Origin of the sequence: Devosia sp. CN2-171 (genome assembly GCF_049354815.1) — a bacterium.
Taxonomy (GTDB): domain Bacteria; phylum Pseudomonadota; class Alphaproteobacteria; order Rhizobiales; family Devosiaceae; genus Devosia_A.
In genome coordinates this window covers 3,130,124-3,156,952 of the sequence record NZ_CP186479.1, presented here as the reverse complement: position 1 = coordinate 3,156,952, position 26,829 = coordinate 3,130,124, and the positions used below count along the sequence as shown (strand labels likewise).

The window sequence follows — 26,829 nt, the reverse complement described above, 5'->3', positions numbered from 1 at the left end:
ACGTATGCGTCACGACAACCGAACGGGGCTGTTGCTAGGGGAGGCTGTCCCGTTGTTGTGGCGGACCCCCCAAAGCGCGGCCGGCAGTCGGAACCTCCTCGACTACCGGCCGCAGCTGTCTTCGGGGTCGGTGGGCATGCCACCGCCCGCACCACGCCAAAACAAAACCCGCGGGGGCAGCACCCCGCGGGTCAAATCTCCAGCGCTACGGCCGACTCAGTCGAGCGCGGCGATCGCGATGATCTCGACCTTCAGCGACGGGTGCGCGAGGCGGGCTTCGATGCAGGCACGGGCCGGCGGGTTGGCCGGGTCGATCCAGGTATCGTAGACCGAGTTCATCGCGGCGAAATCGGCGATATTGTTGAGGATCACCTGACAGCTGAGCACCTTGGACTTGCTGGTGCCGGCCTCGGCGAGCAGCCGGTCGATGGCTTCCAGCACTTCGGAGGTCTGCTTCTCGATCGAACCATTGTAGTCGGTCGCGACCTGGCCGGCGACATAGAGGGTGTTGCCGTGGGCGACGGCCTGGCTCATGCGCTTGCCGGGCTGGTAACGGGTGATGCTCATTGGAAAACTCCTCGGGGATTGCGGCAGCCTCTCTAGCCGCTGCGCCCCGCGCGCGAAAGCCGGAATCTGCCCCGCCGCGCCGTCATTCACCTAGCTGATCCGATCCTGAGCGCTGCGTTCAGCCGGCGTTCACGGCCCCGTGACTATGCCCCCGCCCCACACAACCTGCCCAAACAAGCGAGTTTATGGGAATGGACAAGCGCTTTCCGCTGGAAGACCAGATTGCAATGCTGGCGAGTGCCCTCAAGGGCCGCGTCGTGACCCCGGGTCACGCCGAATACGACAGCCTCCGCATCGCGGCTCTGGCGAACCACGACAAGACCCCCGCCGCCGTGATCCGCGTCGCCAACGCCGCCGACATCGCTGCCGTCATCAATTTCGCCAAGGCGACAGACCTCGAGCTTGCCGTCCGCTCGGGCGGCCACAGCGTCGGCGGCTTCTCCGGCTCCAATGGCGGCCTCGTCATCGACCTGCGTGATCTCAAGAGCATCGAACTCTACCAGGCCAGCCTCACCGGCTGGTTCGGCACCGGCCTCAATGCGGGCGAAGTCACTGCCGCGCTTGAGCCCAACGGCCTTATCCTGCCGCTCGGCGATTCCGGTTCGGTCGGCCTCGGCGGCATCACGCTCGGCGGCGGCATCGGCTACCTCGTCCGCAAGTACGGCCTCACCATCGATTCCCTCCTCGCCGCCGAGATCGTCACTGCCGAAGGCGATATCCTGGTCGCCGATGCAGACCATCACTCGGATCTGTTCTGGGCCCTGCGCGGCGGTGGCGGCAATTTTGGCGTCGTCACCCGCTTCAAGTTCCGCCTGACCTCGCTGCCCAGCTTCATCGGCGGCCCGCTGATCATGCCCGCCACTCCAGAAGTGCTGGCCGGCCTTGTCGCTGCCGCCCAGGCCGCTCCCGACGAACTCACCACCATCATCAACGTCATGCCCATGCCGCCGCTGCCGTTCGTACCGGCCGAAGCGCATGGCAAGACCGTGATCATGGCCATGATGGCCTATGTCGGCGATGCCGCCGGCGCCACCTTCGCGCTCGCCCCCTTCCGCGCCATTGCCACGCCCATCGCCGATCTCGTCGGGCCGGCGCCCGTATCGAGCCTCTATATCCCCGAGGACCCGAACATGCGGCCGGCCGTCACCTGTCGCGCCCTCTACATGGATACGGTCAACGTCGCCGACGCCCGCACCGTGCTCGAGCACCTGGGCCGGTCCGACGCCCCCATGTTCATCGGCCAGGTCCGCGTCCTCGGTGGTGCCGCGGCGCGCATTCCTGCCAGCGCCACCGCCTATGCCCACCGCGCCAGCAAGATCCTCGTCGGCTACCTGGCCATGTATGGCGGCCCGACCGAGCCGCATGAGCGCTGGGCTGCCGACGGTATAGCCGCCCTCCGCCAGCACGATACCGGCGCCTATGTGAACTTCGTTTCCAACGAAGGTCCCGAGCGCCTGCGTGCCGCCTACCCGGGCGCCACCTGGGACCGCCTGCGCCAGGTCAAGGCCAAGTACGACCCGGAAAACCTGTTCCGTCTCAACCAGAACATCCCGCCGGCTGCGTAAGCCGTCGCGAAACCAGTCAGCGGCGCCCTCGAGGGTCGGGGCGCCGCAGTAGCGGATGGGGAGCTGAGCCGCTCCCGGGGCTCGGTCGCGGCCCACGCTCCCCATCTGCACCGATCCCCTTGACGATCTCGCTCCGCTGGCCCGCTATGCCGGTCCATCAAACGGAGCGTCCGATGTCCGATCGCCCCCTCCTCATCGTCGACGGCGATTCCTTCGCCCACCGCGCCTATCACGGCCTGCCGAAAACCATCCGGCGCGCCGGCAACAAGGGCGGCGGCGCCATCGTCGGCTTCGCCAATTACCTCATCCGCCTCTACGAAGCCGAACGGCCGCGCGCCGTCTTCGTCGGCTGGGACACGCTGGCCGAGCCCAACTGGCGCGCCCTCGAATTCCCCGATTACCAGGGCGGCCGCGAGTTCGACGACGAGATCGTCGACCAGCTCGACGTCCTGCCCCAGCTGATCACGGCCATGGGCTTTGCCTGGGGCAAGGCCGGACGCTTCGAGGCCGACGACTTCCTCGCCACCGCCGTCGCGCTCGAGGAGAAAGCCGGCGGCACCGCCCTCGTCGCCAGCGGCGACCGCGACGCCTTCCAACTGGTCAGCGATCACACCACCGTCCTCCACCCGGTCAAAGCCGGCGAGATCGCCCGCATCGGCATCGCCGAAGTGCGCGAGCGCTACGGCGTCGAACCGAGACAGGTGCCCGACTTCATCGCCCTGCGCGGCGACCCCTCCGACAAGATCCCCGGCGCCAAAGGCGTCGGCGCCACCACCGCGGCGAGCCTCCTGAAGCGCTACCCCGACCTCGAAGCCATGATCGCCGACAACAAGTTCCCGGCCCATGCCGAGGACCTCAGGCTCTACAAGCGGTTGGCGACAATGGTCACCACGGCGCCGGTGAAAGCGATCCCCGACCAGACCCCGACCTGGGACAAGGCCGCCGCCCTCGCGCGGCAGTGGGAGCTGAACAATCTCGCCGACCGGCTGGAGCAGCTCGCCAAGGGTTAGCCCGCGCCGTCTAGCCGAGCGCCGTATCGATGAAGGCCCGCGTCGCCGCCGAAAGGCTGCGGTGCGGGACGTAGAGCAGCGAGAACGGGCGCGACCGGCCGGCGGCCTCCGGCAGCACTTCGACCAGGCTGCCGCGGGCGATCCGGTCCGCCACGACGAAATCGTAGCTCTGGCAGATGCCGAGCCCCGCTTCCGCCATCGACACCACGCCCAAGACATCGTCGAGAACCTGCACCGGTCCCACCGGTGTCCACTCGATGTCCTCGGCATGGCTGCGGAACAGCCACGGCCCCGGCCGGCCACTGCTCGGCATGATGAAGGGCAGACACCGGTGCCGGTTGAGGTCCTCCAGCCGCGCCGGCGCGCCACGCGCCGCGACATATGCAGGCGAGGCGACAAGCCGTAGCGGTGCGTCCTCGAGCTTGCGCCCCACCAGCGCGCTGTCCGGTAACTCGCCCAGCCGGATGGCAACATCGTAGCCTTCGGCCACCAGATCGACATTTCGGTTCGTGATGCCGACCTCTACCTCGACTTCGGGATAAAGAGCGGCAAAGCGCGCCAGTATCCCCGGCAGCCGGAAGTGCCCATAGGTCGTCGAAACGCTCACCCGCACTCGCCCGACCAGTTGTCCGTCGCTGCCGCGCACGCTGCGTTCGGCGTCCTCGATAAGCGCGAACGCCGCCCGCGCCTGCTCGTTATAGGCCCGCCCCGCATCGGTGAGGCTGATCCGACGCGTCGTCCGCCTGAGGAGCTGCGCCCCCAATCGCGCTTCCAGCCGGGTGATCGCCCGGCTGAGCACCGACGCGCTGGTCCCGAGAATGACCGACGCCGCCGTGATCGAGCCCTGCTCGACAACGGTGGTGAACACCTCCACATCGCCCAGATTATCATACCGGCGCATTCTTGCCTCCAAGGTACAAATCAGTTGGCCAGATGCACATTTATCGCCGAACTTGCCGCTAATACATACCCGTCATCGAAACCAACCGGTCTCTGAGACCGCAGGAGAATGAGATGGCGCACACTGCAGACCGGGTGCTCTTCGTACTGACCAGCCACGGCACCAAGGGCGACACCGGACAGCCCACCGGCTTCTATCTCGGCGAGGTGACGCACCCGCTCGCCGTCCTCGAAGCCGCCGGTATCAGCGTGGACTTCGCCTCCATCGCGGGCGGCGAACCGCCGGTTGACGGCCTCGAACTCGATGATCCCACCAATGCCCGCTACTGGAATGACGAGCGCTTCCGCGCGGCGATCCGCACCACGCCAAGGCTCGCCGATATCGACCCCGCCCGTTACGCGGCGATCTTTTTCGCCGGCGGCCACGGCGCAGTGTGGGACTTTCCCGAGAGCCCGGCCGTCGCCGCCAAGACGCGCGCCATCTTTGAGGCTGGCGGCATCGTCGCCGCGGTCTGCCACGGCCCGGCGGCACTGGTGAACGTCACCCTCTCGGACGGCAGCTATCTCGTTGCCGGACGCAATGTCAGCGCCTTCACCGATTCCGAGGAACGCGCGGTCGGTCTCGACAAGACTGTCCCCTTCCTCCTCGCCACGACGCTCTCGAGCCGCGGCGCCATCCACCACCCGGCGCCCGACTGGACCGAGAAAGTGGTGGTCGACGGCCGCCTCGTCACCGGCCAGAACCCCCAGTCGGCCAGCGCCGTCGGCGCAGCCATCCGCGACCTCCTCGCGGCCTGACGTGAAGGCAGCACCGGCCAGGCGCCGGTGCTGCCTTCGCCCAAAGGCCCATACGGCCCGCATTGCTCGCGGCAGCTATCTCCGCCTAACCTCCGCCCCACGGAGGAACTGCATGAACACCACCATCACCGCCCCGCTCGATCGCCAGCCCTCGACCGAGGCGCCGGACGCCGAGGGCATCTATCGCATCTGGCCCGGCGCCGCGCCGGGCTCCGAGCACTGGACCCACTCGGAGCGCACCATGCAGGTGCCGTGGCCGGCGAGCTCGCCGCGCCGGCTGACGCGCAACGTCGCGACCCCCACCGTCACCGTCTTCCGCCCCGCCCCCGGCACGGCCACCGGCGCTGCGATCGTCATCGCCCCAGGCGGCGCCTTCCATTTCCTCCTCGTCGACCACGAGGGCTACGACATGGCCCGCTGGCTGGCACAGCAGGGCGTAACCTGTTTCGTCCTCAAATACCGCCTCGGCCGCTCGACGGACGACGACGCAAAACTCCTCGAATTCCGCAACGACTTGCAGTCCCGCCTCGCCGCCAGCAAGACCGACCCCAGCCATCCGATACGCGCCGTGATGCACGAGGCGCGCCTGTGGGGCGAGGAAGACGGCCGCCAGGCCATCCGCTTCGTCCGCGCCAATGCCGCCAGCTGGCGCCTCGACCCCAACCGCATCGGCATCACTGGCTTCTCCGCCGGCGGCGGCGTCACCATGGGCCCGGTGCTCGAGCATGACGAGCAGTCGAAACCCAATTTCGCCGCTCCAATCTACGCCGCTTGGCGCGAGGGCTTCCCGGTTCCGGCCGACGCCTGCCCCCTCTTCATCGTCATCTCCGACGACGACGGCTCCGTCCCCGCCCTCTCCTCGCTCCGCCTCTATCAAGCCTGGCACGAAGCCGGCAAATCCGCCGAACTCCACATCTTCGCCAATGGCGGCCACGGCTACGGCATGGCCAAAGAGGGCTGGCTCTCCGATCCCTGGCCGGAGCTATTGGCCAACTGGCTGAAGCTGCAGGGCGTCATCGCAAAGTAAGCCCACCCTAGGCGCCGAGAGCCGCCCCGAACCGGTCGCGATAGGCGCTCGCGGACAGCCCCGTCACCTTCTGGAACACACGCCGGAAGGCCGAGGGGTCCTTGTAGCCGACATTCCAGGCGATCCGCTCCACCGTGTCGCGGCTGAACTCCAGCCGCTCGCGCGCCAGCGCGATCCGCAGCGCCTGCACGTACTCCGTCGGCCGCAGCCCCGTGGCCTTCTGGAAGCGGCGGAGGAACGTGCGCGTCTCGAGACCGGCCCGCGTCGCCAGGTCCGGGACATTGATCTCCTCGCTGCGATGCACCTGCAGCCAGTGCTGCACCTTCAGCACCGCGTCATCCCCATGCGCGAGGCGCGGCGCGAAGGTCGAGTAGTGCCGCTGCTCCCGCCCGGCCGGGTCGACCAGCAGGAATTTTGCCGTGTCGGCCATCACCGTCGGGCCGAGCACGCGGTGGACAAGCCGCAGCCCCAGGTCGGTCCAGGCCAGCATGCCCCCGGCGGTGATGATGTCGCCGTCCTCGACGATGATGTCGCCTTCGGTCACAGCGACATCCGGAAAGGCCGCCCTGAAGGCATCGGCATAGAGCCAGTGCGTCGTCGCCCGCCGTCCCGACAGCAGCCCCGTATGTCCGAGCATGAATGCGCCCCCGCAGACCGAGGCGATGGTCGCGCCCCGGCCGTGGCGCTCGCGCAGCCAGCCGACGAAATCGGCAGCCTCCGCCGCGGTCAGCGGATCGGCCAGCCGGCCGGGGATGATGACATACTCGGGGTGTCCGGCGCCGCCCGGATTGCTGTCGAAGCTGCGCTCGAACCCGGTCTCGCCCAGCCGCCAGTGGCTGGTGCGGATGCGGTCCGCCCCGCCGTGCTGGCCTGCATACTGGTTTGCCACCTCGAACGCATCGCTGAGCCCGTGCACCGACGCCATGGCGCAGCCGGGATAGATGAGCAGGCCGATTTCGGTGTGTCTGAGTGCGTCCGTCGTCTTTGTCACTTCTGGCCCCGACAATGTCAGTTGCAGCAATCGTCGCCCGTCCGGGCTGAGCTTAGGGTCATCACATCGCGGCGGACAAGGGTTCGCCCAAACAAGGAGAGACCTAAAATGACCAAGACAATCGTTCTGATCCACGGCGCCTGGCTCAACAGCCTCAGCTGGGAAAACGTGAAGGCCCGCTACGAAGCTCAGGGTTACACCGTCCTCACCCCCGACTGGCCGTTCGACGACCGTGCCCCCTCGGCCCTCCGCGCCAACCCGGCTCCGGAACTTGCCGGCATCGGCCAGCGCGGCATTGTCGACCACTTCGACAAGATCATCCGCGCCCTGCCGGAAAAGCCGATCCTGATCGGTCACTCCTTCGGTGGCGTCATCGTTCAGCAGCTCCTGGCCCGCGGCCTCGGCGTCGCCGGTGTCGCCGTAAATCCCGCCCCGACCCCAGGCGTGCCGCTTGGGCCCCAGGCCATCGTCTCGGCTCTGCCGGTGTTCAGCGACCTGTTCTCGTGGAAGAAGGCCAAGCAGATGTCGCTGAAGTTCTTCTCGACCCGCTTCGCCCAGACCGAACCCGATCCGGCAGCCAAGTATGATCGCTACGTCGTGCCGACCGCCGGCAAGGTCTACTGGGATGGCGTGATCAACCCGATGCTGATCGACTGGGCCGGCCAGGACCGCGCTCCGCTGCTCCTCATCGGTGGCGGCAAGGACCTGATCGCCGACGCCTCGATGACCGATGCGATCTACCGCCAGCAGAAGAAGGCGAAGACGGTCACCGAACTGAAGATCTTCGACGACCGCTCGCACTGGACCCTGATGGACAAGGGCTGGGAAGCCGTCGCCGACCTCGCCCTCAACTGGGCGGTCGAACACGCCAACGACAAGCGCCCCGCCCTCAAGCTGGCCGCCTGATGATGCCCAACAGATGAGTGCCCGGCTGTAACGGAACAGCTGGGCACCGGAAAGCCAAACGGGCCGGCGCAACAAGCACCGGCCCGTTCGCGTTTACGCCGCTTCCGCCGTAGCCGGGTCGACGACCACCTTGATCAGCGTGATCTTGCTAGCCGGGAAGCCGCTGAGCTCGGCATGGCGGCGGATGTCCTCCGGATCTTCGGCGAGATAGACGCAGTAAGTCATGTCGTCGGCGAAGTAGGAGTGCACCCACTGTACGCGTGGGGCGAGCTTTGCGAGGGCCTCGTTCGAGACCTGGGCTGCCTCGCGGTATTCCTCCGGCGACTTGCTGCCGATACCGGGAATAATGCGTTCGATCACATAGCGCTTCATGCTGCGCTCCTTACTGCTGGGCGGCGACGGCGGCGTCGCACGAGACATTGGGGTTCATGTCGGCGAAGGTGCCGGTCGGGTTGGCGCGCCACGCCCAGACATGCAGCTCGTAGAACGGCGGCAGGCCGTAGCGGTTGGGCGAGTTGGTGAAGCTGAACAGGTGTCCGTCGAGCTCCGCCGGCCCCTTGGTGGTGATGTATTCGACCGCCACCAGTTCGAGGCTGCCATCGGCCTTCGGCTCGTACATCACCGCCTCGGGCTTGCCGAGATCGACGACACCGTCCTCGATCCGCGCGCCGTTGACGTAATGAATGCCCATGGCTCCGCCCTCGACGCCCGACACGCACGGGATCGGGGCATAGCCCTCGGCTGTCGCCACTGCGACATCGGCAAAGCGGGCGTTCGCCTCGCGCACCTTGGCCGCCAGCGGGTTGGTGCCGGCGACCTCGGCATGCGCCGCATGGGCGACGAATACCGCAGTGCCGGTCGCCTTGCCGTGCCGGGTCAGCGTCACGCCCAGCGGGTCTCCCATGCCGTTGGCATAAGGCATATAGCCCGGCGGCACGACGGTCGCCGGTTCTGTGCCGCCGTGAGCCGAAGCCGGACCGGCGGAGAAAGTAGCCACGGCCAGCGTGACCAGGATCATGGCGGCAGTCTTCAGTGTGCGGACCGGCGGCCGCCGGTCGGAGTAGTCTTCGAATATGCGCAGCATCGCGCGTTCTCCTCTGGCACAAATCGCGTCTGCAAGCGATTTGCACCGGTGCAATTACCCCTTGGCGGCGGAAATGCTCCCATCGCGATCCAGAGTCAAGCACTATTTTGCACCGGTGCAATTTATGTGCTAGACCAGCGTCCATGAAATCACCCGTCACGTTGCTCGATGTCGCCACCGCCGCCAATGTGTCGAAATCCACGGTGGCCAATGTCTTCAACCGGCCCGAGCGGGTGCGGCCCGACCTGCGCCAGCGCATCCTCGATGTGGCGCGTGAGCTCGGCTTTGCCGGACCCGACGCACGCGGCCGGCTGCTGAGTTCAGGCAAGGCCAATGTGATCGGCGTCGTCCCCTCGGGCGAAGGCATCACCTGGATTTTCGACAACCCCTATATGCGGCGCTTCCTCGCCACTGTCGCCGAGGAATGCCAGGCTCAGCGCACCGCCATCCAGCTCATCGACGGCTATGGCGAGGCCGGTGCGGAAACCATCCGCCGCACCATCGTTGACGGCCTCATCCTCCACACCGCCGACCAGGTGCGCGCCGTCGATCCGGCCCTGCGTCGCAAGATGCCGATCGTCGTGATGGACCGCACCGACGATCCCGACGTCAGCTCGGTCTCCATCGACGATCGCGGCGGCGCCCGCGCCCTCGCCCGGCACCTCCTCGCACTCGGCCACCGCCGCTTCGTCGTCACGACGCTCGGGCGCAGCTATGTCGCGCCGATCCTGCACCCACCCACCAGCGGCCCGCGCCAGTTCATCTCGACCTATGACATCGACGAGGAGCGTCTGGCCGGCATCGGCGAGGCGCTTGCGGAGCATGGCCTGTCGCTCGACGACATGCCGATCGTCGAAGCCTGCGGCAGCAGCGAGGAAACACGCCTCTATGGCAGCGCCGCCGATCTGGTGCTCGACAACCTCGATGGCGCCACAGCCATCATCGCGCTCGGCGGTGAGCTCGCCATCGGGGTCTTGCGCGAGGCGCGGAAGCGCGGCCTCTTGGTACCGGACGACCTGTCGGTGGTGGGCTTCGACGATCCGCCCGAGGCCGCAACAACCGAGCCACCCTTAACCGTCATCGCCGCCCCGGTCGCGGAGATGGCACGCCTTGCCACGCGGCTGCTGTTCTCGGACGGTGCGCCACAGCACATCGAACTACCGGTCGAACTGGTGGTGCGCCGATCGAGCGGACCGGCTCCAAATCCTAGTTGAGCGCCAGCTCCCCGTCGCCGAGCTCGGACGAGAACCTCACGCGGTTGCGGCCGGCGCGCTTGGCTGCGTAGAGGCTGCGGTCGGCGAGGACGTAGAGATCGCTGAACGATGCAGCGGGCGAGATCATCGTAGCCCCGATGCTGGCTGAAAGCTGCGCCGGCCGGCTTGCCGAGCCGACCTGGGTCTGGCTGATCCGCGCCCGGATGCGCTCCGATACCGCTTCCGTATTCTCGCGCGTCGCCCGCGGCAGGAACACCGCGAACTCCTCGCCCCCAACCCGCGCCACCGTGTCGACATCGCGCACCGTTTCGCGCACCGCTTTGGCGACCTCTACCAGCGCCAGGTCGCCGCGATCATGCCCAAACGTGTCGTTGATCCGTTTGAAGTGATCGATGTCGATCAGCAGCAGTGCTCCGCTCGCCGGTTGGTCCACCTCGGACAGGCGCGCCAGATGCTCGCTGACGATCGCCATGAAGGCACGCCGGTTGAGGCACTGTGTCAGGCTGTCGGTCGCCGCCAGGGTCATCAATTCGTGGTGGGCGATCGCCAGATCGCGCTGCTGCCGCGTCAGGTAGAACAGCAGCGGCGGCGCTATGATCAGCGGGATCAGCAGGTTCTTGATCGGATCGGTGCCCCAGGCCCACACCCCGGATTCGAACGAATAGCTGTCCAGCACGAAGGCCGCGGCGATGCAGAACAGCGTGCCGAGGCTAGTCCAAAGCACCACGCGGCCCCAGCCGCGCCTTGAAAAGTCGATACCCACGTGGCGCCCACTCCACAGCAGCGAAGCGCCGATTTTGCTCCACAGGGGTTAATGCTTTTCTTCTTAACCGGAACCAATCCTCCGAAATGATCGGCACACCTGCGAGGCAGGTGCTCTGCCTGGCCCTATGCCACACCACGTCGGTCGCCGACCCTTCGCGCCGGCGGTCCCTGCGCTCGCGTCCAGATATCGCGCCTACATCGTAATCCCGCCATCCGCGATGAAGTTCGCGCCGGTCGCATAGGCGCTCTCGTCGCTGGCGAGATAGACGCAGAGATGCGCCATCTCCTCGGGCTGGGCCATGCGGCCCATCGGCTGGCGGGCAACGAACGTCTTCCACACCTCGTCGTGCTCGCCCAGCGCATGCGCCCGCTCGTGCAGCGAAGGCGAGTCGACGCTGCCCGGGCAGAGCGCATTGGCCCGGATGCCGCTCTTCATGTAGTCGAACGCCACCGACTTGGTGAACCCGATCACCGCCGCTTTCGATGACATGTAACTCACCCGGTTCGGCACACCCTTCAGCGAACTCGCCACCGAAGCGACATTGATGATCGAGGCCCCGCCCTGCGCGATGAACGATGGCAGGAACGCCTGGGTCAGGACGAACATCGGCGTCACGTTGATGTCGAAGCTCAGCTGCCAGTCCTCGAGCGTCGTCGTCCCCAGCATGCCCTGATGCACCCAGCCGGCGCCGTTATAGAGCACGTTGACGCCGTGATGGCGCGCCGCCGCCTCGCGCAGCGCCAGATGGTCGGTGACATCGAGCGCATAGGCCGCATGGCCGGGCGAGATCTTCAGCAGTTCCTCGCCCTTCCGCGCAATTCCCGCCGGGTCGCGATCGGTGGCGATCACCCGCGCCCCCTCGCGTGCAAAGGCTGTCGCGGTTGCGCCGCCGATCCCGGCCGCCGCCGCCGTCATGAACACGACTTTCCCGTCGAGCCGACCCATTTCCCCATTCCTCCCAACACCTTGGCCGCAGGCCGTATGGACCCGTCATTGTTCCAATGGGTCCCATCGGCTAGAATGGCAGTCAAGGGAGAGATCAGTCTGATATGGCCGAGGATGCGAGCTGGGAGGCCTTGCTGCCCCCGATCTTTGCTGCTGCCAGCATCGAGGCCACAGGGCTCAGCGTCGCGCCGCTGACCGGCGGCGTCTCCTCCGACATCGTCCGCATCACCCTGGCCGATGGCCGCCAGTTCTGTGCCAAGCGGGCCCTGCCCAAGCTGAAGGTCGCGACCGACTGGCAGGCACCGCTCGAGCGCAACCACTACGAAGTCGCCTGGCTCCGCCGCGCCAATGCCATCGTGCCCGGCGCCGCACCAGAGGTGATCGGCGAGGATCGTCACCACGGCATCGCGCTTCTCGAATACCTGCCGCCGGAAGATTACACGCTATGGAAGGCGGACCTGCTCGCTGGTCGGGCTGATCCTGATGTGCCGATCGCGGTCGCAGATGCCCTCGGCCGCATCCACGCCGCAACGCTCAACGATCCCAGCACCGCCGCCGAATTCCCCACCGACGACCTGATCGATGCCCTCCGCCTCGATCCCTACCTCCGCTACACCGCCAGCCGCTACCCCGACCTTTCCCAACGCATACTCAGCGTCCTCAGGACGACCGCATCCACCAAGGTCGCGCTTGTCCACGGCGACGTCAGTCCCAAGAACATCCTCGTCAGCCGCCGCGACGGTCACCCGGTGCTGCTCGACGCCGAGTGCGCCTGGTACGGCGACCCGGCCTTCGACGCCGCCTTCTGCCTCAACCACCTCGTCCTCAAATCCGTCCACCTGCCCGCCCTGCGTGATAGGCTGCTGGACCAGGCCAAAGCCCTCGCGGCGGCATGGCTGGCCCACTTCCCCGCCGCGGACCGGCCGGAACTTGCCGCGCGGACTGCGGCCCTCCTCCCCTGCCTCATGCTGGCACGGGTCGATGGAAAGTCGCCGGTCGAGTATCTCACTGAGCCATCACGGGAAATCGTCAGGCACCGCGCCATCCCGCTCATCCGGGAGCCGGTGTCTGACCTCGTTCATCTCGTCGCTATTCTTCGTTCATCCGGGCCCAACTGATATGTCAGCCATCCAGTCCATTCTCGGTCGCCAGGTCTGGGACTCGCGTGGCCGCCCCACGGTCGAGGTCGAGGTCACCCTTGCGTCCGGCGCCACCGGCCGCGCCATCGCCCCCTCCGGCGCCTCCACCGGCAGCCGCGAAGCGCTCGACAAGCGCGACGGTGGCCAGCGCCTCGGCGGCTACGGCGTCAACGACGCCCTCGCTGCCGTGAACGGCGAAATCGCCAGTCATCTCAATGGCATCGAGGCCTTCGCCCAATCCCGCGTCGATGCCGCCCTGATCGAACTCGACGGCACGCCGCAGAAGACCCGGCTTGGCGGCAACGCCATCGTCGCCACCTCCTCCGCCATCGCCTGGGCCGCCGCCGCCGAACAGAAGATCCCGCTCTGGCAGCACCTGAGGCTCCTCGCCGGGCTCGACACCGCCATCCAGCACGTCCCCGCCCCGATGATCCAGATTTTTGGCGGCGGCCGCCATGCCGGCAACCGCATCGATATTCAGGACTATCTCATCCTCGCGGTCGGCGCGAAAGGCTTCGCCGAGGCCACCGAGCAGATCGCCGAGGTTTATATGGTCGCCGCCAAGTCCATGGCGCAGAAGGGAAAACTCAATGGCGTCGCCGACGAGGGTGGCGTCTGGCCCGACTTTACCGCCAATGAGGACGGGCTCGAACTCCTGACCCGCGCCATCGAGGACGCCGGCTTCACGCCCGGCCGCGACATCGGCATCGCCCTCGACGTCGCCGCCACCTCGTTCTACGCCAATGGTGCCTACCGCCTTGCCCTCGAGGGCCGGGAACTCACCACGCTCGAGATGATCGAATTGCTGGAGGCCTGGGTCCGTGCCTACCCGATCATCTCGCTCGAAGACCCGCTCGCCGAGGACGACGACGCCGGCTTCACCGAGATCACCCGGCGCCTCGGAAAAACCGTCCAGATCATCGGCGACGACTATCTCACCACCAGCGCCGAGCGCATCACCCGGGCCGCCACATTGCAGAGCTGCAACGCGGTTCTGCTCAAATCCAACCAGTGCGGCACGCTGACGGAATTGATCGAGGCAAGCTCACGGGCAAAGTCATTTGGCTGGAACACAATCCAGTCCGGCCGTTCCGGCGAGAGCGAGGATGTCACACTTAGCCACCTCGCTGTCGGGTTGCTGTCCGATCAGATCAAGGTCGGCTCGATGACACGCTCGGAACGCACTGCGAAGTGGAATGAAGTGATCCGCATCGAAACGAACTTGCCAAACCCGCGCTATTGGAGTTTCAACAGAGGATAAAATTGTACGACTTTCTGCCGGTTGGGGGGACTGCTTGGCATCGGATGAGAACGACAGGCGCAGGAAGCGCGCTGTTCGCGTTGAGGACGTTGCGCGAGTAGCTGGCGTTTCACCCATTACGGTGTCGCGAGCCTTGTCGCATCCGGACAAGGTCAAGGACGAGACCCGCCAGCGCATCCTCGCCGCGGTCAGCGAGACCGGCTATGTCCTCAACCGCTTCGCCTCCTCGCTCCGGTCGGGCAGCTCGCGCATCGTCCAGGTCTTCGCCTCCAACCTCGTGAACCCGCATTTCGCCACCTCGATCCAGGGCACCATCGATGCATTCGAGGGCAGCCCGTTTCACCTGATGTTCGCCCAGATCGGCTATTCCGAGATGCTGGAAGTAGATGTCGTCAACACCGCGCTGCCCTTCCGGCCGGCCGGCGTCATCTTCACCGGCGTCGTCCGGGCCGAGGCGACGCGCGAGGCCCTGAGCAAGCTCGATATCCCCATCGTCGAGATGTGGGGCCACAGCGACGATCCCCTCGACATGCTGGTCGGTTTCTCCAATACCGATGGCGGCCGGCTGATGGGCGAGCATTTCGGCCAGCGGGGGTTCCGGCGCATCGCCTATTCCGGCCACGCTACCGAACGCGGAGCCGAGCGCATCGCCGGCTTTCGCGACGGCCTCGGCAAATACAGCGCCGAGCTCGCCTTGATCCACCCGATGGAAGGCACCCGCGGCGTCACTGACGGTATGGGCGCCTTCGACGATATCCTCGCCAGTTTGCCCGGCTGCGACGCCATGTTCTTCGGTACCGATGTCCTTGCCATCGGCGCCCTGCTTCGCGCCCAGGAGCGCAACATCGCGGTTCCCGGCCAGGTGGCCATCGCCGGCTTCGGCGGGCTCGACTTCACCGCGCACGTGAAGCCGGGGCTGACCACGCTCAATATCGAGGGCTATGAGATGGGCCTCACCGCCGGCCGCATGATGCTGGCCCGGCTCAACGACGAGACGGTCGAGCGGCCGATCTTCGACTATCCCATCACCCTGATCGAGCGGCAGAGCACCGGGCGCTGAGCCGGGCGTAGCGTGCACGCAATAGCGCGATCGTCACGCACCGCCGTCGCGACGGCCAAGCGTTGCCCTGCAATCGCCGGGCATTGCAACCACAATAACCGATGTCTATCATTCCCGCCGGTACGGTCCTCCCCCACCAAAGGAATGCCTGCCCAGGCCGAAAGGTTTGGGCTAAAGGATCGTCCAACACCGTCTTGAGGAGATTACTATGAGTTCGGGTAACGGCGAGACCAGCAAGGGCAAGAAGCTCCGGTCGCGCGCCTGGTTCGATAATCCGGAAAACCCGGACATGACGGCGCTCTATCTCGAGCGCTATCTCAATTACGGCATCTCCCGCGAGGAGCTGCAGTCGGGCAAGCCGATCATCGGCATCGCCCAGACCGGTTCCGACATTTCGCCGTGCAACCGCCACCATCTCGAGCTCGCCAAGCGCGTGCGCGACGGCATCCGAGACGCCGGCGGCATCGCTCTGGAATTCCCGGTCCATCCGATCCAGGAAACCGGCAAGCGCCCGACCGCCGGTCTCGACCGCAACCTCGCCTATCTGAGCCTCGTCGAAGTGCTCTACGGCTACCCGCTCGACGGCGTCGTCCTGACTATCGGTTGCGACAAGACTACGCCCGCCATGCTGATGGGCGCTGCGACGGTCAACATCCCCGCCATCGCTCTCTCCGTCGGCCCGATGCTCAACGGCTGGTTCCGCGGCGAACGCACCGGTTCGGGCACGATCGTCTGGAAGGCGCGCCAGATGATGGCCGCCGGCGAGATCGGCTACGAGCAGTTCATCGAGCTGGTGGCCTCCTCCGCCCCCTCGACCGGCTACTGCAACACCATGGGCACGGCCTCGACCATGAACTCGCTGGCCGAGTCGCTCGGCATGCAGCTGCCCGGTTCGGCCGCCATTCCGGCGCCCTACCGTGACCGCCAGGAAATGGCCTGGCGCACCGGCATGCGCATCGTGGAGATGGTGCACGAGGATCTGAAGCCCTCCGACATCCTGACCAAGGACAACTTCATCAACACCATCGTCGTCAACTCGGCGATCGGCGGCTCGACCAACGCCCCCATCCACATCCAGGCCATCGCCAAGCACATCGGCGTCGACCTGGAGCTGAAGGATTTCGAGACCTACGGCCACAAGGTGCCGCTCCTGGTCAACATGCAGCCTGCCGGCGAGTATCTGGGCGAAGACTACTACCATGCCGGCGGCGTGCCGGCGGTGGTCAACGAACTGATGACGCAGGGGCTGATCCGCGAGAACGCTCCCACCGTCAACGGCAAGACCATCGGCGAGAACTGCCGTTCGACCACCATCCAGGACGACAAGGTCATCCGCCGCTTCGACAACGCCTTGAAGAAGGAAGCCGGTTTCCTTGTTCTGAAGGGAAACCTCTTCGACTCGGCCATCATGAAGACCTCGGTGATCTCCGAGGAATTCAAGGAGCGCTACCTCAACAACCCGGACCACCCGAACATGTTCGAGGGCAAGGCCGTGGTGTTCGATGGCCCCGAGGATTATCACCACCGCATCGACGACCCCTCGCTTGAGATCGACGAGCACACGCTGCTGTTCATGCGCGGCGCCGGTCCGATCGGCTATCCGGGTGCGGCAGAAGTCGTCAACATGCGGCCGCCCGACTACCTGATCAAGAAGGGCATCACCTCGCTCGCCTGCATCGGTGACGGCCGTCAGTCCGGCACTTCGGGCTCGCCCTCGATCCTCAACGCCTCGCCGGAAGCGGCGGCCGGCGGCAACCTCGCCATCCTGAAGACCGGCGATCGTGTCCGCATCGACCTCAACAAGGGCGAAGCCGATATCCTGATCTCGGCCGAGGAGATCGAGCAGCGCCGCGCCGAACTGCATGCGGCTGGCGGCTACAAGTATCCGGCCCACCAGACGCCGTGGCAGGAGATCCAGCGCGGCATCGTCGACCAGCTCGGCTCGGGCGCCGTGCTCAAGAACGCCGTCAACTACCAGCGGCTCGCACAGACTGCCGGTCTGCCACGCGACAATCACTGACAAACGAGCAAAGGGCCAGTTTCGACTGGCCCTTTTGACTTGCGCCTGCGGCCCGAATGAGCCAACAAGCCGCCGCAATGTTTGACGAATTGATGGGTTCGAGCGCACTATCCAAAGCGCTCAAGGCGGGTGAGGGCTCGATGTCTGATATTCTGGACTACTGCAAGGGTCGCGACATCCATACCTTTCGCGCCGGCCATGTGCTGATCAAGGAAGGCGGCCAGGAGGGCAAGCTCTTCGTGCTCGTCGATGGTCAGGTCGAAGTCCTGCGCAAGGACACTCAGGTCAGCTATATTGATGAGCCCGGCTCGATCTTCGGCGAAATGGCGGTCCTGCTCGACATGCCCTCGAGCGCCACGGTCAAGGCACTGTCGACGGTGAAAGCGTACGTCATCGACGACGCGCTGAGCTTCCTCGGCAGCCAGCCCGAGATCGCGCTCTATGTCGGCACGCTTCTCGCCCGGCGCCTCTATTACACCACGTCCTACCTGGTCGACCTTCAGCAGCAGTCCCAGGGCAAGCGCGAAGACCTCGACCTCGTCGACAAGATCCTAGCCCAGCTCGTCGAACCTGACGACAAGCGCAAGAAGAACTGACCCCTACCTCCCCACGCAATCACCACCGGCTTGAGCGACGCGCGCGACAGTGGTCCGTGAGCAAAGCGCTAAACCAGCCCCTTGCTCAGCAGCGCGGCATAGATGATCGCGCCATAGGTCAGCTGGTGGAAAATCTGGTCGAGCCCGTGCAGCCCCCAGAAGCGCTGCGGCTGCGCATCGACATGCACGCCCTTCGAATATTCGATCTTGGCGTAGTCGAGCAGGTAGTGGATCGCGAATTCCGCGAGGACGATGCCGACCAGCCACCCGGGCGGCACGCCGGCGAGCAGCAGCACCAGCGCGGTCAACAGCGCATGCGCCGCGGCATGCGCGTAACCACCGATCCGGCGGAAATCGCCCTTGCCTGCAAGCATCCATCCCGGCTGGAGGAAGTAGTCGGCGACGTAGTGCTTCAACTCCAGCCCGACGAAGAGCAGAAAGAAGAGTGCGACCATTCGGTCTTGTCCTTGCGAGGCGGGTACCCCCATCGGCCCGCGCCGGTCTCGCGGCAATGCTCGCAAGTGCCGCCGATTGAGGCAAGCACAGAGTTGTGCCTTATGCTAGCAAGTGCAGACACGCATTCACGTCGCGTTCAGGGGCGCCGTGGCAGCGGCCAGCCGAATGGAGGTATTTGATGCGCCGGCCTATGGTTAGCATGTTACCCCGCATCGTGTCCTCATCCGGGACCGGCCCCTGACATGCTCCGTCGCATCCTCCCCTTCTTCGCCGGTTTCGTCGTCGTCATCCTGCTCACCCTGCTGCGCGTCGCCGATCCGTTTCCGGTGCAGGTGGCGCGCGAACTCTCCTTCGATTTCTACCAGCGCCTTCACCCCCGCCCCGCCGCCGACTTTCCCGTGCGGGTCATCGATATCGACGAACGCTCGCTGACCGAACTCGGCCAATGGCCCTGGCCGCGCGACAAGCTCGCCACCATTGCCGACCGGCTGACCGAGCTCGGCGCCGCCTCGATCGGCTACGACTTCCTCTTCCCCGAGCCCGACCGCATGTCGCCCAGCCGCATCGCGGCGACCATCCCTGGCGTCGACGTCACGGCGCTCCCCGACTACGACGCGATCTTCGCCACCGCCCTGTCTCGCTCGCCCTCGATCCTCGGCCTCTCGCAGACGACGGCCGGCGCCCCGCTGACCGGCGAGCCGAAAGGCGGCTTCGCCATCTCCGGCCCCGATCCCTCCGAGCGCATCCCCTATCTCGATGGCGTCGCCGCGCCCCTGCCGATCCTCCGCGATGCGGCGCCCGGGCTCGCCGTCCTCAGTCTCAACGCCGGATTGGCCGCCGGAACGGTCCGCCGCCTCCCCCTGATCTGGACCAATGGCAGCGACATGTACCCGACCCTGTCGGTCGAAGCGCTGCGGCTGGCCCTTGGCATCGGTGCAATCGTGGTCTTCGGCGATACCGCCGCCGCCGGCTATGTCGAAGCCATCAAGATCGGCCAGTTCAACGTGCCGCTCACGTCCGAGGGCGACCTCTGGCTCTATTACAGCCGCCCCAACCCCGACATGTCGATCTCGGCCGCCGACCTCCTCGGTCCGAACTACCGCCAGCTCGCCGAACGTCTTGCCGGCAATATCGTCCTGATCGGCACCTCGGCCTCGGGCCTGCTGGACCTACGCAACACCGTGCTCGGCGACAACGTGCCGGGGGTCACCATCCACGCCCAGGCCATCGAGCAGATCCTCTCCAACAGCTTTCTCACCCGCCCCGACTGGGTTGCCGGCCTCGAGATCGTCGGCTTCCTCCTGCTCGGCCTCATCCTCGTCGCCGTCGTCCTGTCGCTCGGCCCGATCGTCGGCCTCGTCGCCGGCGGCCTCTGCCTCGGCACCGCCATCGGCTTCTCGTGGTGGATGTTCATCTCGCAGGGGGCGATGCTCGATCCGAGCTACCCCTTCTTCGGACTGACCATCCTTTATCTCGCCCTCGTCTTCTTCCGCTTCCTCACCACCGAGCGCGCCAAGCGCCAGATCCGCCGCGCCTTCGGTCACTATGTCGCGCCCTCGCTCCTCGCCCAGATCGAAAAGAACGGCGACACCCTGAAGCTCGGGGGCGACATCCGCCACATCACCGTCCTGTTCTCCGACATGCGCGGCTTCACCTCGCTCAGCGAGCGGGTCGAGCCGCAGCGCATCCTCGCCATCCTCAACACCATGTTCGGCGCGCTCGGCCACGAGATCGTCGGCCGCATGGGCACCATCGACAAGTTCATCGGCGACGCCATCATGGCGTTCTGGAACGCTCCGGTCGATGTGCCCGACCATGAGCGCAAGGCGCTGAGCGCAGCGCTCGGCATGCGCCATAAGCTCGCCGAACTCAATGCCGCCGACGCCTTCCACCTCAGGGCCACCAAGGCGCCCATCGATGCCCTCGGCATCGGCATCGGCCTCTGCTCGGGCGAAGCGCTGGTCGGCAATATGGGCCTCGAAACCCGCTTCGACTATTCGGCTCTTGGCGATACCGTGAACGTTGCGAGCCGCGTCGAGAGCGCCTGCAAGGAGGTCGGCTACGACATTCTCTGCGCCGAACCGACCCGCCAGGCCGTCGACAACTACGCCCTGCTCGAGGCCGGCGCGCTGGCGCTCAAGGGCAAGGCCGAACGCGTCCGCATCTATCTCGTTGTCGGCGATGACAAGGTCGCGGCCACCGGCGCCTTCAGCCTGCTCCGCGCCACCCACACCGACGCGCTCCTGGGCCTCCGCACCGGCAAGGACATCCACGGTGCCATCGCCGAATGCCTTGCCCTCTGCCCGCAGGTCGAACCGGGGCTGAAGAAATTCTACGAGCAGCTGCCGGGAAGACGCGCCGATTTCGAAGCGAGGGACACAATGCAGCCGCTCACCCCGGAGGTTGCAGCGCAGTAGCTACTCCCCCGCATACGCCTCGCGCATCTCCTCGATTTCCCCCAGCGCCTCGTACAGCGCCCGCCAGTCGTCCCGCTCGGCGATCGGCGCCCACAGCGCCTCCATCTCGTCGATCAGCATCGTCCGCGGCACCTCGCGGGCGAAATAGGGATGATCGAGATTGGCATCCGCCGCCGCCGGATGGGCGGTGATCAGCCCGGCCAGTGTCTCGAAGGACGCCACTCGATAGTAGTCGGCCGCCGGGCTCCGCATCGCCCGCGATCCGTCGCCGCCGCGCCAGTCGAAGAAGAACTGCTCGAACGGCATCTGCGTCTCGTGGAGGAAATTGAACACCTCCTGCACGAGCGTCGAATCCTGCTCGACCCCGAGCGACTCCAGCCCCAACCGCCGCAGCACCGCCGCCCAGACCGAACGCTGGAACGCCGGCCAGAACCGGTTGAGGCCGGCCTCCAGCTCATCATGTTCGCCGAGCGGCAGCAGCACCTCGGCGAACCGCGTCAGGTTCCAGGCCAGCACGTCCGGCTGCTTGCCGAACGCATACATGCCCCACTCGTCGAAATAGGCCGCGGTGAAGTTCGGATCGTAGGCGGGCAGGAACCGCCACGGCCCGTAATCAAAGCTCTCGCCGGTGATGTTGATATTGTCGGTGTTGAGCACGCCATGGACGAACCCCGCCGCGATCCAGTTCGCTCCGGTCTCCGCCACCGCCTCGCTCACCGCGCCGAGAAATTTAGCCGCCCGCCCGTTGTCGCCCTCGACCCAGAGTTCAGGGTAGTAGGCCTGCACAGAATGATCGACTAGTCGCCTCAGCCGCTCCTCTTCCTTGAGGTAGCTCAGCCGCTGGAACGAGCCGATCCGCGTATGCCCGTGGCTCAGCCGCACGAGCACGGATGAGCGCGTCGGCGACGGCTCGTCGCCGCGCTGCAACTCCTCGCCGGTCTCGATCAGCGACAGCGATTTCGACGTGTTGACCCCGAGCGCCTCGAGCATCGCTGTCGCCAGCACCTCGCGCACCCCGCCCTTCAGAGTCAGCCGCCCATCCCCCGCCCGAGACCACGGCGTCCGCCCGGACCCCTTGGTGCCCAGATCCATCAGCCGCCCGTCGTTGAGATCGTCGAGCTGAGCAAACAGGAACCCGCGCCCATCCCCGAGGTCCGGATTGTAGGTCTGGAACTGATGCCCGTGATAGCGGAGCGCCAGTGGCTCCGGAAACGACCCCGGCAGCGGCTCGAACCGCCCGAAATGGGCGATCCACTCCTCGTCCGTCAGCCCATCGAGCCCCACCGACGCGGCAGCCCGCTGGTTGCGATAACGCAGGATCGTCTGGGGGAAGGCCGCTGCCTTCACCTTGTCGAAATAGCCCTCGCCGAGCCCGGCATGGGTTGTCCGCGGCCTGAAGCTCACCGCCGAAACACCCCCACCACCTCGACATGGGTCGACCACGCGAACTGATCGACCGGCACCACCGACTCCAGTCGATAACCACCCGCGATCAAGATCGCCGCATCGCGCGCAAACGTCTTCGGCTCGCACGATACCGACACCACGGTCTTCACCTTCGAGCGCGCCAGCTCCTTCGCCTGCGCCTCGGCTCCGGCGCGCGGCGGATCGAAAACCACCGCGTCGAACGGGTTGAGTTCGATCGGCGCCAGCGGGTCGCGGAACAGGTCGCGCACCTTGGTTTCGATCGGCTTCACGCCCTGCACGTGATTGAACGCCTTGGTCAGCGCCGCAACCGCTGGCCGGTCGCTATCGGCCGCGAACACCCGGGACTGCTCGGCGAGCCGCAGCGCGAACGGGCCAACGCCGCAGAACAGATCGGCCACGGTCTTTGCCTTGCCGATCCCCTCGATCACCAGCCGCGCCAGCGTCGATTCCGCCGCTTCCGTGGCCTGCAAGAAGCTCGCCGGCGGAATCTCCACCAGCGCCTTGCCCATCTTGATCGCCGGAGGCCGCGCCATGAAGACCGGATCGCCGTTGAAGATCAGCCGCGCCAGTTTATGCGTCCGCGCGAACTCGGCGAGCTGCACCGGCTTCAGCTTGCGCTCCGATTTCACCGAAAGGTCGAGCCCGGTATCGGTGGCGGTGAAGCTGACGTCGCTGTCGCCCGCCAGCGGCTGCAGCGCCCGCGCGATCCGCGGTGCGTGCTTACTCAGCACCGGCACGAGGATCGGACACGCGTCGATATCGAGTACCTCATGCGACTTGGCCCGCATATAGCCGGCCCCGGTCTTGCGCACATGCAGGGTCGCCCGCCGCCGCCCGATGCCGGTCGCATCGACCAGCTCCGCGACATCCGCCATCACATTGGCATGTGCCAGCGCGTTGACCACCAGCTCGCGCTTGAACGCGGCATAAGTCTCGCGGTTGAGATGCTGCAGCGAGCACCCGCCACACGCCCCGAAATACGGACTGATCGGCGTGGCCCGCTCGGCGCTCGGCGCGAGAATGCTGAGCAGCGTCCCGCGCTCGCCATCGCGCGAAATCTCGACGCGTTCGCCCGGCAGCGTGAACGGCACGAACACCTTGTCGCCCGCAATCTCGGCGATACCATCGCCATGCTGGCCCAGGGACTGGATAAGGACTTCGGTCATTGGCTGGAGGTAGCAGGGAAATTCGCTCGGCGTAAGCCCACGATGGCCCGGCGCCTATCGGCTCATTCCGGCTGCAGGTCGTATCGGAGCGGCGGCCAGTCGTTGCCGGACAGCCACTCCAGCAGCAACTCGCGGAACGCGCCCTTCGAAACCACCATGCCCGTGCGCCACCACCAGACGACATCGGCTGACTTCCCGCCTGCAAGCGACGGGTAGACGTAGAGGCAGCCCAGGTACTCGCCGCCGCTGCTCTCGATGATCCACGCAAAGCTACGGCGGGACTCGAATTCCCGCTGATGCCAGGCGAGGTCGAGCAGGTTGTCGTGTCTGGTCAACCCTTCCGGCCACGTCGATCCCGGATTCGCCGCCCGGATATCGGCGGCACTTTCCATCACGGCAATGAAGTCCCGCTCGACGTCCTCGACAGTCAGTATCCTGAGCGTGAACTCCCCCAGCACCTGCTCGCGCGGGATGGATCGGTCCTTGAACAGCGGATGCGGCCTCATCCCGGGCGGCTCACCTTCTCCAAGAGGCTCGCGATCGAGAAGAACGGGATTCCCATCCGCTCACTCAATCCGGTGGCGCAGGTCGAAACCGTCGACAGCCCCACCTCGCATCCCTCGGGGATCTGCGCCTTGCCGAACCGCGTCGCATGCGCATTCAGCTCGGGGATGAACAGCCCCTTGTCGCCGGCGTAGCCGCAGCAGCTGATCGCATCGAGCACCACCACCTGTTGGGCGATCGCCGCAGCCAGCGTGTTGATCGCCGCCTGTTCCTTCAAGCGCTGAGCCGAACAGTTGTGATGCACCGCCACTGCAGGGAGCTTGTTGGTCAGCTTGAGCCGCGGCAGCACCTCGGCGAGCAGGAACTCCGCCGAATCCGCCACGTCAGATTCTCCCGGATGCTCGCGCATATGCTTGGCGCAGGTAGAGGCGTCCGTGACCACCGGAAACCGCCCCGCGTCCGACAGCCGATCGATCTCGACCCGCGTCTTGCCGCCCACCCGCTCGGCTTCCTCGGGAAACCCCTTCGACAGGAACGGCTGCCCGCAGCACTCACCCTCGCCATGCTCAGGCACCACCGGATCAAAACCGGCGCGCTGCAGCAGCGTCACCATCGCGTCTGTCGTCGGCATCAGCCCGTTCTCGCTGGTCGCCGCACCGAATAGCCGCGTGGCACAGCTTGGGAAGTAGACGACCTTCTCGCCCGTCCCCGTCGCCACCGCCTTCGGCGCCCCCGGCCCCGGCCGAAGCGCCGGCGACACGCGCGGCACCGCCCCGCCCGTCACCTTGCGTGCAAACCCCGCCAGCGCATCCGTCACCCCGTCGCCGATGATCGTACGCGACAGGGCCTGCGCCCCGACGCCGAGCCTCATGCCGCGCTCCAGTGCCACCGTATGACCGCCCACCGCATGCGCTACGCGCCGCTGCGAGTCCGTCCGCCGCCGCGCCCGCTCGCCGATCACCATCGACCCCGTCTCGATCCCCACAGGGCAGCGCAGGGCACACACATTGCCCGCCGCGCAGGTCGCGAGCCCGGCATACTCAAACCCCTCGTCCATCGCCGCGAGCCGTGCCGGGTCCTCGCCCGAAGCGCGAAGCCGCGCCCGCTCGCGCGTCACCACGATCCGCTGGCGCGGGCTCATCGTCATATGGTGACTGGGACAGGCCGGCTCGCAGAAGCCGCACTCGATGCACATGTCGACGATTTCGTCGGCCAGCGGCATCCGCTTCAGGTCATGCACATGCACCTGCGGGTCCGCATTGAGCAGCACCCCGGGGTTGAGCAGCCCCTCGGGATCGAACAGCGCCTTGATCCGGTGCATCACCCGATAGGCGGTCGTGCCCCATTCGAGTTCGACGAACGAGGCAATGGCCCGCCCGGTCCCATGCTCGGCCTTAAGAGATCCGCCATATTGGACAGACACCAGCTCGCCCAGCGCGACAGAGAACTTGTCGAACTGCTCGACCTCGGCCGGGTTGGAAAAATCCGCCGCCATCTGGAAGTGCAAATTACCTGCCAGCGCGTGCCCGAACAGCACCCCGTCGAAATAGCCGTAGTCGTCGAGCAGCTTGCGCATGTCTATGACGAAATCGGCCAGCCGCTCCACCGGGCCGGCCACGTCCTCGGTGAGCATCGTCGTGCCCTTGGGCCGCGTCGCCCCGAACATCGGGATAAAACCCTTGCGCATGTCCCACAGCAGATGCGCCCGTTCGGCGTCGCCATCGGCGAAGTCGATATCGGTCGCCCCCTCGGCGCGCAGCACCGCCGTCGCCGCCGCGATCTCCAGCTCCAGCGCCTCCGGACTCTCCGCCGAGATGTCGATCAGCATGGCCGGCGAGGTTTCGGTGAAGAACCGCAGATACGGCTGCATCACCGGCAGGTGCTCCACCGCCGCCAGCGCCCGGCGCTCGAGATACTCCGCCGAGGTCACCCCATGCGTCTGCTGCACCCCGCCATTGGCGAGCCGCGTGATCGCCCGCCCGCATGAATGGGGATCCGGAAACGGGATCAGTCCGGTGACCTTGTAGGGATGCTCGGGGATGGTGTTGTAGGTCACCTCGGACACGAACCCGAGCGTCCCCTCCGACCCCACGATCAGGTGGATCAGGATGTCGATCGGGTCGTGGAAATCGACCAGCGCATTGATCGAATAGCCGACCGTGTTCTTGATCCGGTATTTCTCCCGGATCAGCGCCACCAGCTCCGCGTCACCAGTCACCTCACGGTGCAGCGCCGCGATTCCTTCGAGCAGCTCCGCATGCGAGCGCCGGAACGCCGCCACCGAGTCCGGATCGCCCGAATCGAGCACCGTGCCGTCGACCAGCATCACCCGCAGCCGCGCCATCGTGTGATAGGTGTTGTACGCCACTCCGCAGCACATGCCCGACGAGTTGTTGTTCACCACCCCGCCGATCTTGCAGGTGGCCTGGCTCGCCGGATCGGGCCCGATCTTGCGATTGAACGGCTTCAGCGCCCTGTTGACGTTGGCGACGATGTTCGCCGGCCCCAGCGTCACCTGTTCGGCGCCGGGATGCACCGAGAGCTTCCGCCACCCGTCCCCCAGCACCGCCAGCACGCCATCCGTAATCGCCTGGCCACTGAGCGACGTCCCCGCCGCCCGGAACGTCAGCGGCAGCTTCTCGGCCCGCGCTGCCCCGATCACGGCCCGCACCTCGTCCTCGGTATTGACGATCACCACCACCGCCGGCTCCAGCCGGTAGTGGCTGGCGTCGCCTGAATAGGCGTAGGTCATCACCGGGTCGGTCATGATGCGGTCGGCCCGGATCACCCCCTTGAGCCGCGCCGCCACCCCCTGCCCTGCCGCAGCCCTGTCCACCCCGATCGGGGCCATATCGTTCACGTCAGACCGTCCTATGCGATTGGTGGCGGTCACTCTAGTGGCCCACCCACCAGCTGTCATCCCAACGAAGGCCGGGACCCAACTCTCAGCAGGTGTGGGCGCCATGGGTCCCTGCTTTCGCAGGGATGACAATCGAGTTTGGGATGGGG

At 66.4% G+C, this 26,829-nt stretch carries 24 protein-coding genes; 12 read left to right on the top strand and 12 right to left on the bottom strand.

Features of this window, described 5'->3' with window-relative positions; genetic code table 11:
• Window positions 1-216 precede the first annotated feature (216 nt).
• On the bottom strand, window positions 217-567 hold the full coding sequence (locus tag ACOYW5_RS15665; RefSeq protein ID WP_423065822.1) for a RidA family protein: 351 nt from the start codon (window positions 565-567) through the stop codon (window positions 217-219).
• 191 nt (window positions 568-758) lie between these two features.
• On the opposite strand from ACOYW5_RS15665, the gene ACOYW5_RS15660 reads away from it, so the two are divergent.
• Both ACOYW5_RS15660 and ACOYW5_RS15655 read left to right on the top strand, forming a co-directional pair.
• Window positions 759-2,132 (top strand): FAD-binding oxidoreductase, encoded by a 1,374-nt coding sequence (locus ACOYW5_RS15660; RefSeq protein ID WP_423065821.1) that lies wholly within the window; start codon window positions 759-761, stop codon window positions 2,130-2,132.
• Window positions 2,133-2,305: 173 nt separating this feature from the next.
• Complete coding sequence (locus tag ACOYW5_RS15655; protein ID WP_423065820.1) at window positions 2,306-3,142, top strand: 5'-3' exonuclease; 837 nt, start codon at window positions 2,306-2,308, stop codon at window positions 3,140-3,142.
• Between the two features lie 10 nt (window positions 3,143-3,152).
• Here ACOYW5_RS15655 and ACOYW5_RS15650 read toward each other — a convergent pair whose 3' ends face one another.
• Window positions 3,153-4,043, bottom strand: coding sequence for a LysR family transcriptional regulator (locus ACOYW5_RS15650; protein WP_423065819.1), 891 nt, complete (start codon window positions 4,041-4,043; stop codon window positions 3,153-3,155).
• A 113-nt stretch (window positions 4,044-4,156) separates the two neighbouring features.
• Between ACOYW5_RS15650 and ACOYW5_RS15645 the strand changes: the two genes are divergently transcribed.
• Complete coding sequence (locus ACOYW5_RS15645) at window positions 4,157-4,840, top strand: type 1 glutamine amidotransferase domain-containing protein (RefSeq protein WP_423065817.1); 684 nt, start codon at window positions 4,157-4,159, stop codon at window positions 4,838-4,840.
• Between the two features lie 112 nt (window positions 4,841-4,952).
• Window positions 4,953-5,867, top strand: coding sequence for an alpha/beta hydrolase (locus ACOYW5_RS15640; protein WP_423065816.1), 915 nt, complete (start codon window positions 4,953-4,955; stop codon window positions 5,865-5,867).
• Window positions 5,868-5,874: 7 nt separating this feature from the next.
• Here the strand turns inward: ACOYW5_RS15640 and ACOYW5_RS15635 are convergent, their stop codons facing one another.
• Window positions 5,875-6,792: a GlxA family transcriptional regulator gene (locus ACOYW5_RS15635; RefSeq protein WP_423069480.1), complete on the bottom strand. Its 918-nt coding sequence runs from the start codon at window positions 6,790-6,792 to the stop codon at window positions 5,875-5,877.
• Between the two features lie 174 nt (window positions 6,793-6,966).
• Between ACOYW5_RS15635 and ACOYW5_RS15630 the strand changes: the two genes are divergently transcribed.
• A complete protein-coding gene (locus ACOYW5_RS15630) occupies window positions 6,967-7,764 on the top strand; it encodes an alpha/beta hydrolase (RefSeq protein ID WP_423065815.1) in 798 nt (265 codons plus the stop codon).
• 93 nt (window positions 7,765-7,857) lie between these two features.
• Here ACOYW5_RS15630 and ACOYW5_RS15625 read toward each other — a convergent pair whose 3' ends face one another.
• Window positions 7,858-8,136 carry a DUF4242 domain-containing protein gene (locus tag ACOYW5_RS15625; protein WP_423065814.1) on the bottom strand — a complete coding sequence of 93 codons (279 nt, stop codon included), beginning with the start codon at window positions 8,134-8,136 and terminating at the stop codon, window positions 7,858-7,860.
• 10 nt (window positions 8,137-8,146) lie between these two features.
• A complete protein-coding gene (locus ACOYW5_RS15620; protein ID WP_423069479.1) occupies window positions 8,147-8,668 on the bottom strand; it encodes a hypothetical protein in 522 nt (173 codons plus the stop codon).
• 323 nt (window positions 8,669-8,991) lie between these two features.
• Between ACOYW5_RS15620 and ACOYW5_RS15615 the strand changes: the two genes are divergently transcribed.
• Window positions 8,992-10,062 (top strand): LacI family DNA-binding transcriptional regulator, encoded by a 1,071-nt coding sequence (locus ACOYW5_RS15615; RefSeq protein WP_423065813.1) that lies wholly within the window; start codon window positions 8,992-8,994, stop codon window positions 10,060-10,062.
• Here the strand turns inward: ACOYW5_RS15615 and ACOYW5_RS15610 are convergent.
• A complete protein-coding gene (locus ACOYW5_RS15610; protein ID WP_423065812.1) occupies window positions 10,055-10,786 on the bottom strand; it encodes a GGDEF domain-containing protein in 732 nt (243 codons plus the stop codon). The genes ACOYW5_RS15615 and ACOYW5_RS15610 overlap by 8 nt on opposite strands.
• Before the next feature lie 234 nt (window positions 10,787-11,020).
• Window positions 11,021-11,773: an SDR family oxidoreductase gene (locus ACOYW5_RS15605; RefSeq protein WP_423065811.1), complete on the bottom strand. Its 753-nt coding sequence runs from the start codon at window positions 11,771-11,773 to the stop codon at window positions 11,021-11,023.
• A gap of 104 nt (window positions 11,774-11,877) precedes the next feature.
• Between ACOYW5_RS15605 and ACOYW5_RS15600 the strand changes: the two genes are divergently transcribed.
• The 5 genes from ACOYW5_RS15600 (at window position 11,878) to ACOYW5_RS15580 (ending at window position 17,849) form a co-directional block, all read left to right on the top strand.
• Complete coding sequence (locus ACOYW5_RS15600; RefSeq protein WP_423065810.1) at window positions 11,878-12,891, top strand: phosphotransferase family protein; 1,014 nt, start codon at window positions 11,878-11,880, stop codon at window positions 12,889-12,891.
• A gap of 1 nt (window position 12,892) precedes the next feature.
• Window positions 12,893-14,173, top strand: coding sequence for a phosphopyruvate hydratase (gene eno, locus ACOYW5_RS15595; RefSeq protein ID WP_423065809.1), 1,281 nt, complete (start codon window positions 12,893-12,895; stop codon window positions 14,171-14,173).
• Window positions 14,174-14,207: 34 nt separating this feature from the next.
• Complete coding sequence (locus ACOYW5_RS15590) at window positions 14,208-15,233, top strand: LacI family DNA-binding transcriptional regulator (protein WP_423065808.1); 1,026 nt, start codon at window positions 14,208-14,210, stop codon at window positions 15,231-15,233.
• 208 nt (window positions 15,234-15,441) lie between these two features.
• Window positions 15,442-17,253 carry an IlvD/Edd family dehydratase gene (locus ACOYW5_RS15585; protein ID WP_423065807.1) on the top strand — a complete coding sequence of 604 codons (1,812 nt, stop codon included), beginning with the start codon at window positions 15,442-15,444 and terminating at the stop codon, window positions 17,251-17,253.
• 140 nt (window positions 17,254-17,393) lie between these two features.
• Window positions 17,394-17,849, top strand: a complete 456-nt coding sequence (locus ACOYW5_RS15580) for a Crp/Fnr family transcriptional regulator (protein WP_423065806.1) — start codon at window positions 17,394-17,396, stop codon at window positions 17,847-17,849.
• Window positions 17,850-17,917: 68 nt separating this feature from the next.
• On the opposite strand, the gene ACOYW5_RS15575 is transcribed toward ACOYW5_RS15580, so the two are convergent.
• Complete coding sequence (locus ACOYW5_RS15575; protein WP_423065805.1) at window positions 17,918-18,304, bottom strand: DUF3307 domain-containing protein; 387 nt, start codon at window positions 18,302-18,304, stop codon at window positions 17,918-17,920.
• Window positions 18,305-18,547: 243 nt separating this feature from the next.
• On the opposite strand from ACOYW5_RS15575, the gene ACOYW5_RS15570 reads away from it, so the two are divergent.
• A complete protein-coding gene (locus ACOYW5_RS15570; RefSeq protein ID WP_423065804.1) occupies window positions 18,548-20,722 on the top strand; it encodes a CHASE2 domain-containing protein in 2,175 nt (724 codons plus the stop codon).
• On the opposite strand, the gene ACOYW5_RS15565 is transcribed toward ACOYW5_RS15570, so the two are convergent.
• From ACOYW5_RS15565 to ACOYW5_RS15550, 4 genes are all read right to left on the bottom strand, one after another.
• Window positions 20,723-22,126, bottom strand: coding sequence for a protein adenylyltransferase SelO (locus tag ACOYW5_RS15565; protein ID WP_423065803.1), 1,404 nt, complete (start codon window positions 22,124-22,126; stop codon window positions 20,723-20,725).
• The gene (locus ACOYW5_RS15560; protein ID WP_423065802.1) at window positions 22,123-23,316 is read right to left on the bottom strand and encodes a class I SAM-dependent RNA methyltransferase; all 1,194 of its coding nucleotides are present in this window, start codon (window positions 23,314-23,316) and stop codon (window positions 22,123-22,125) included. The genes ACOYW5_RS15565 and ACOYW5_RS15560 overlap by 4 nt, the downstream gene beginning before the upstream one ends.
• Before the next feature lie 62 nt (window positions 23,317-23,378).
• Entirely contained in the window at window positions 23,379-23,822 is a 444-nt protein-coding gene (locus ACOYW5_RS15555) for a hypothetical protein (protein WP_423065801.1), read from the bottom strand.
• Window positions 23,819-26,671 (bottom strand): FAD-binding and (Fe-S)-binding domain-containing protein, encoded by a 2,853-nt coding sequence (locus ACOYW5_RS15550; RefSeq protein ID WP_423069478.1) that lies wholly within the window; start codon window positions 26,669-26,671, stop codon window positions 23,819-23,821. Before ACOYW5_RS15550 ends, ACOYW5_RS15555 begins: the two co-directional genes overlap by 4 nt.
• Window positions 26,672-26,829: the final 158 nt, after the last annotated feature.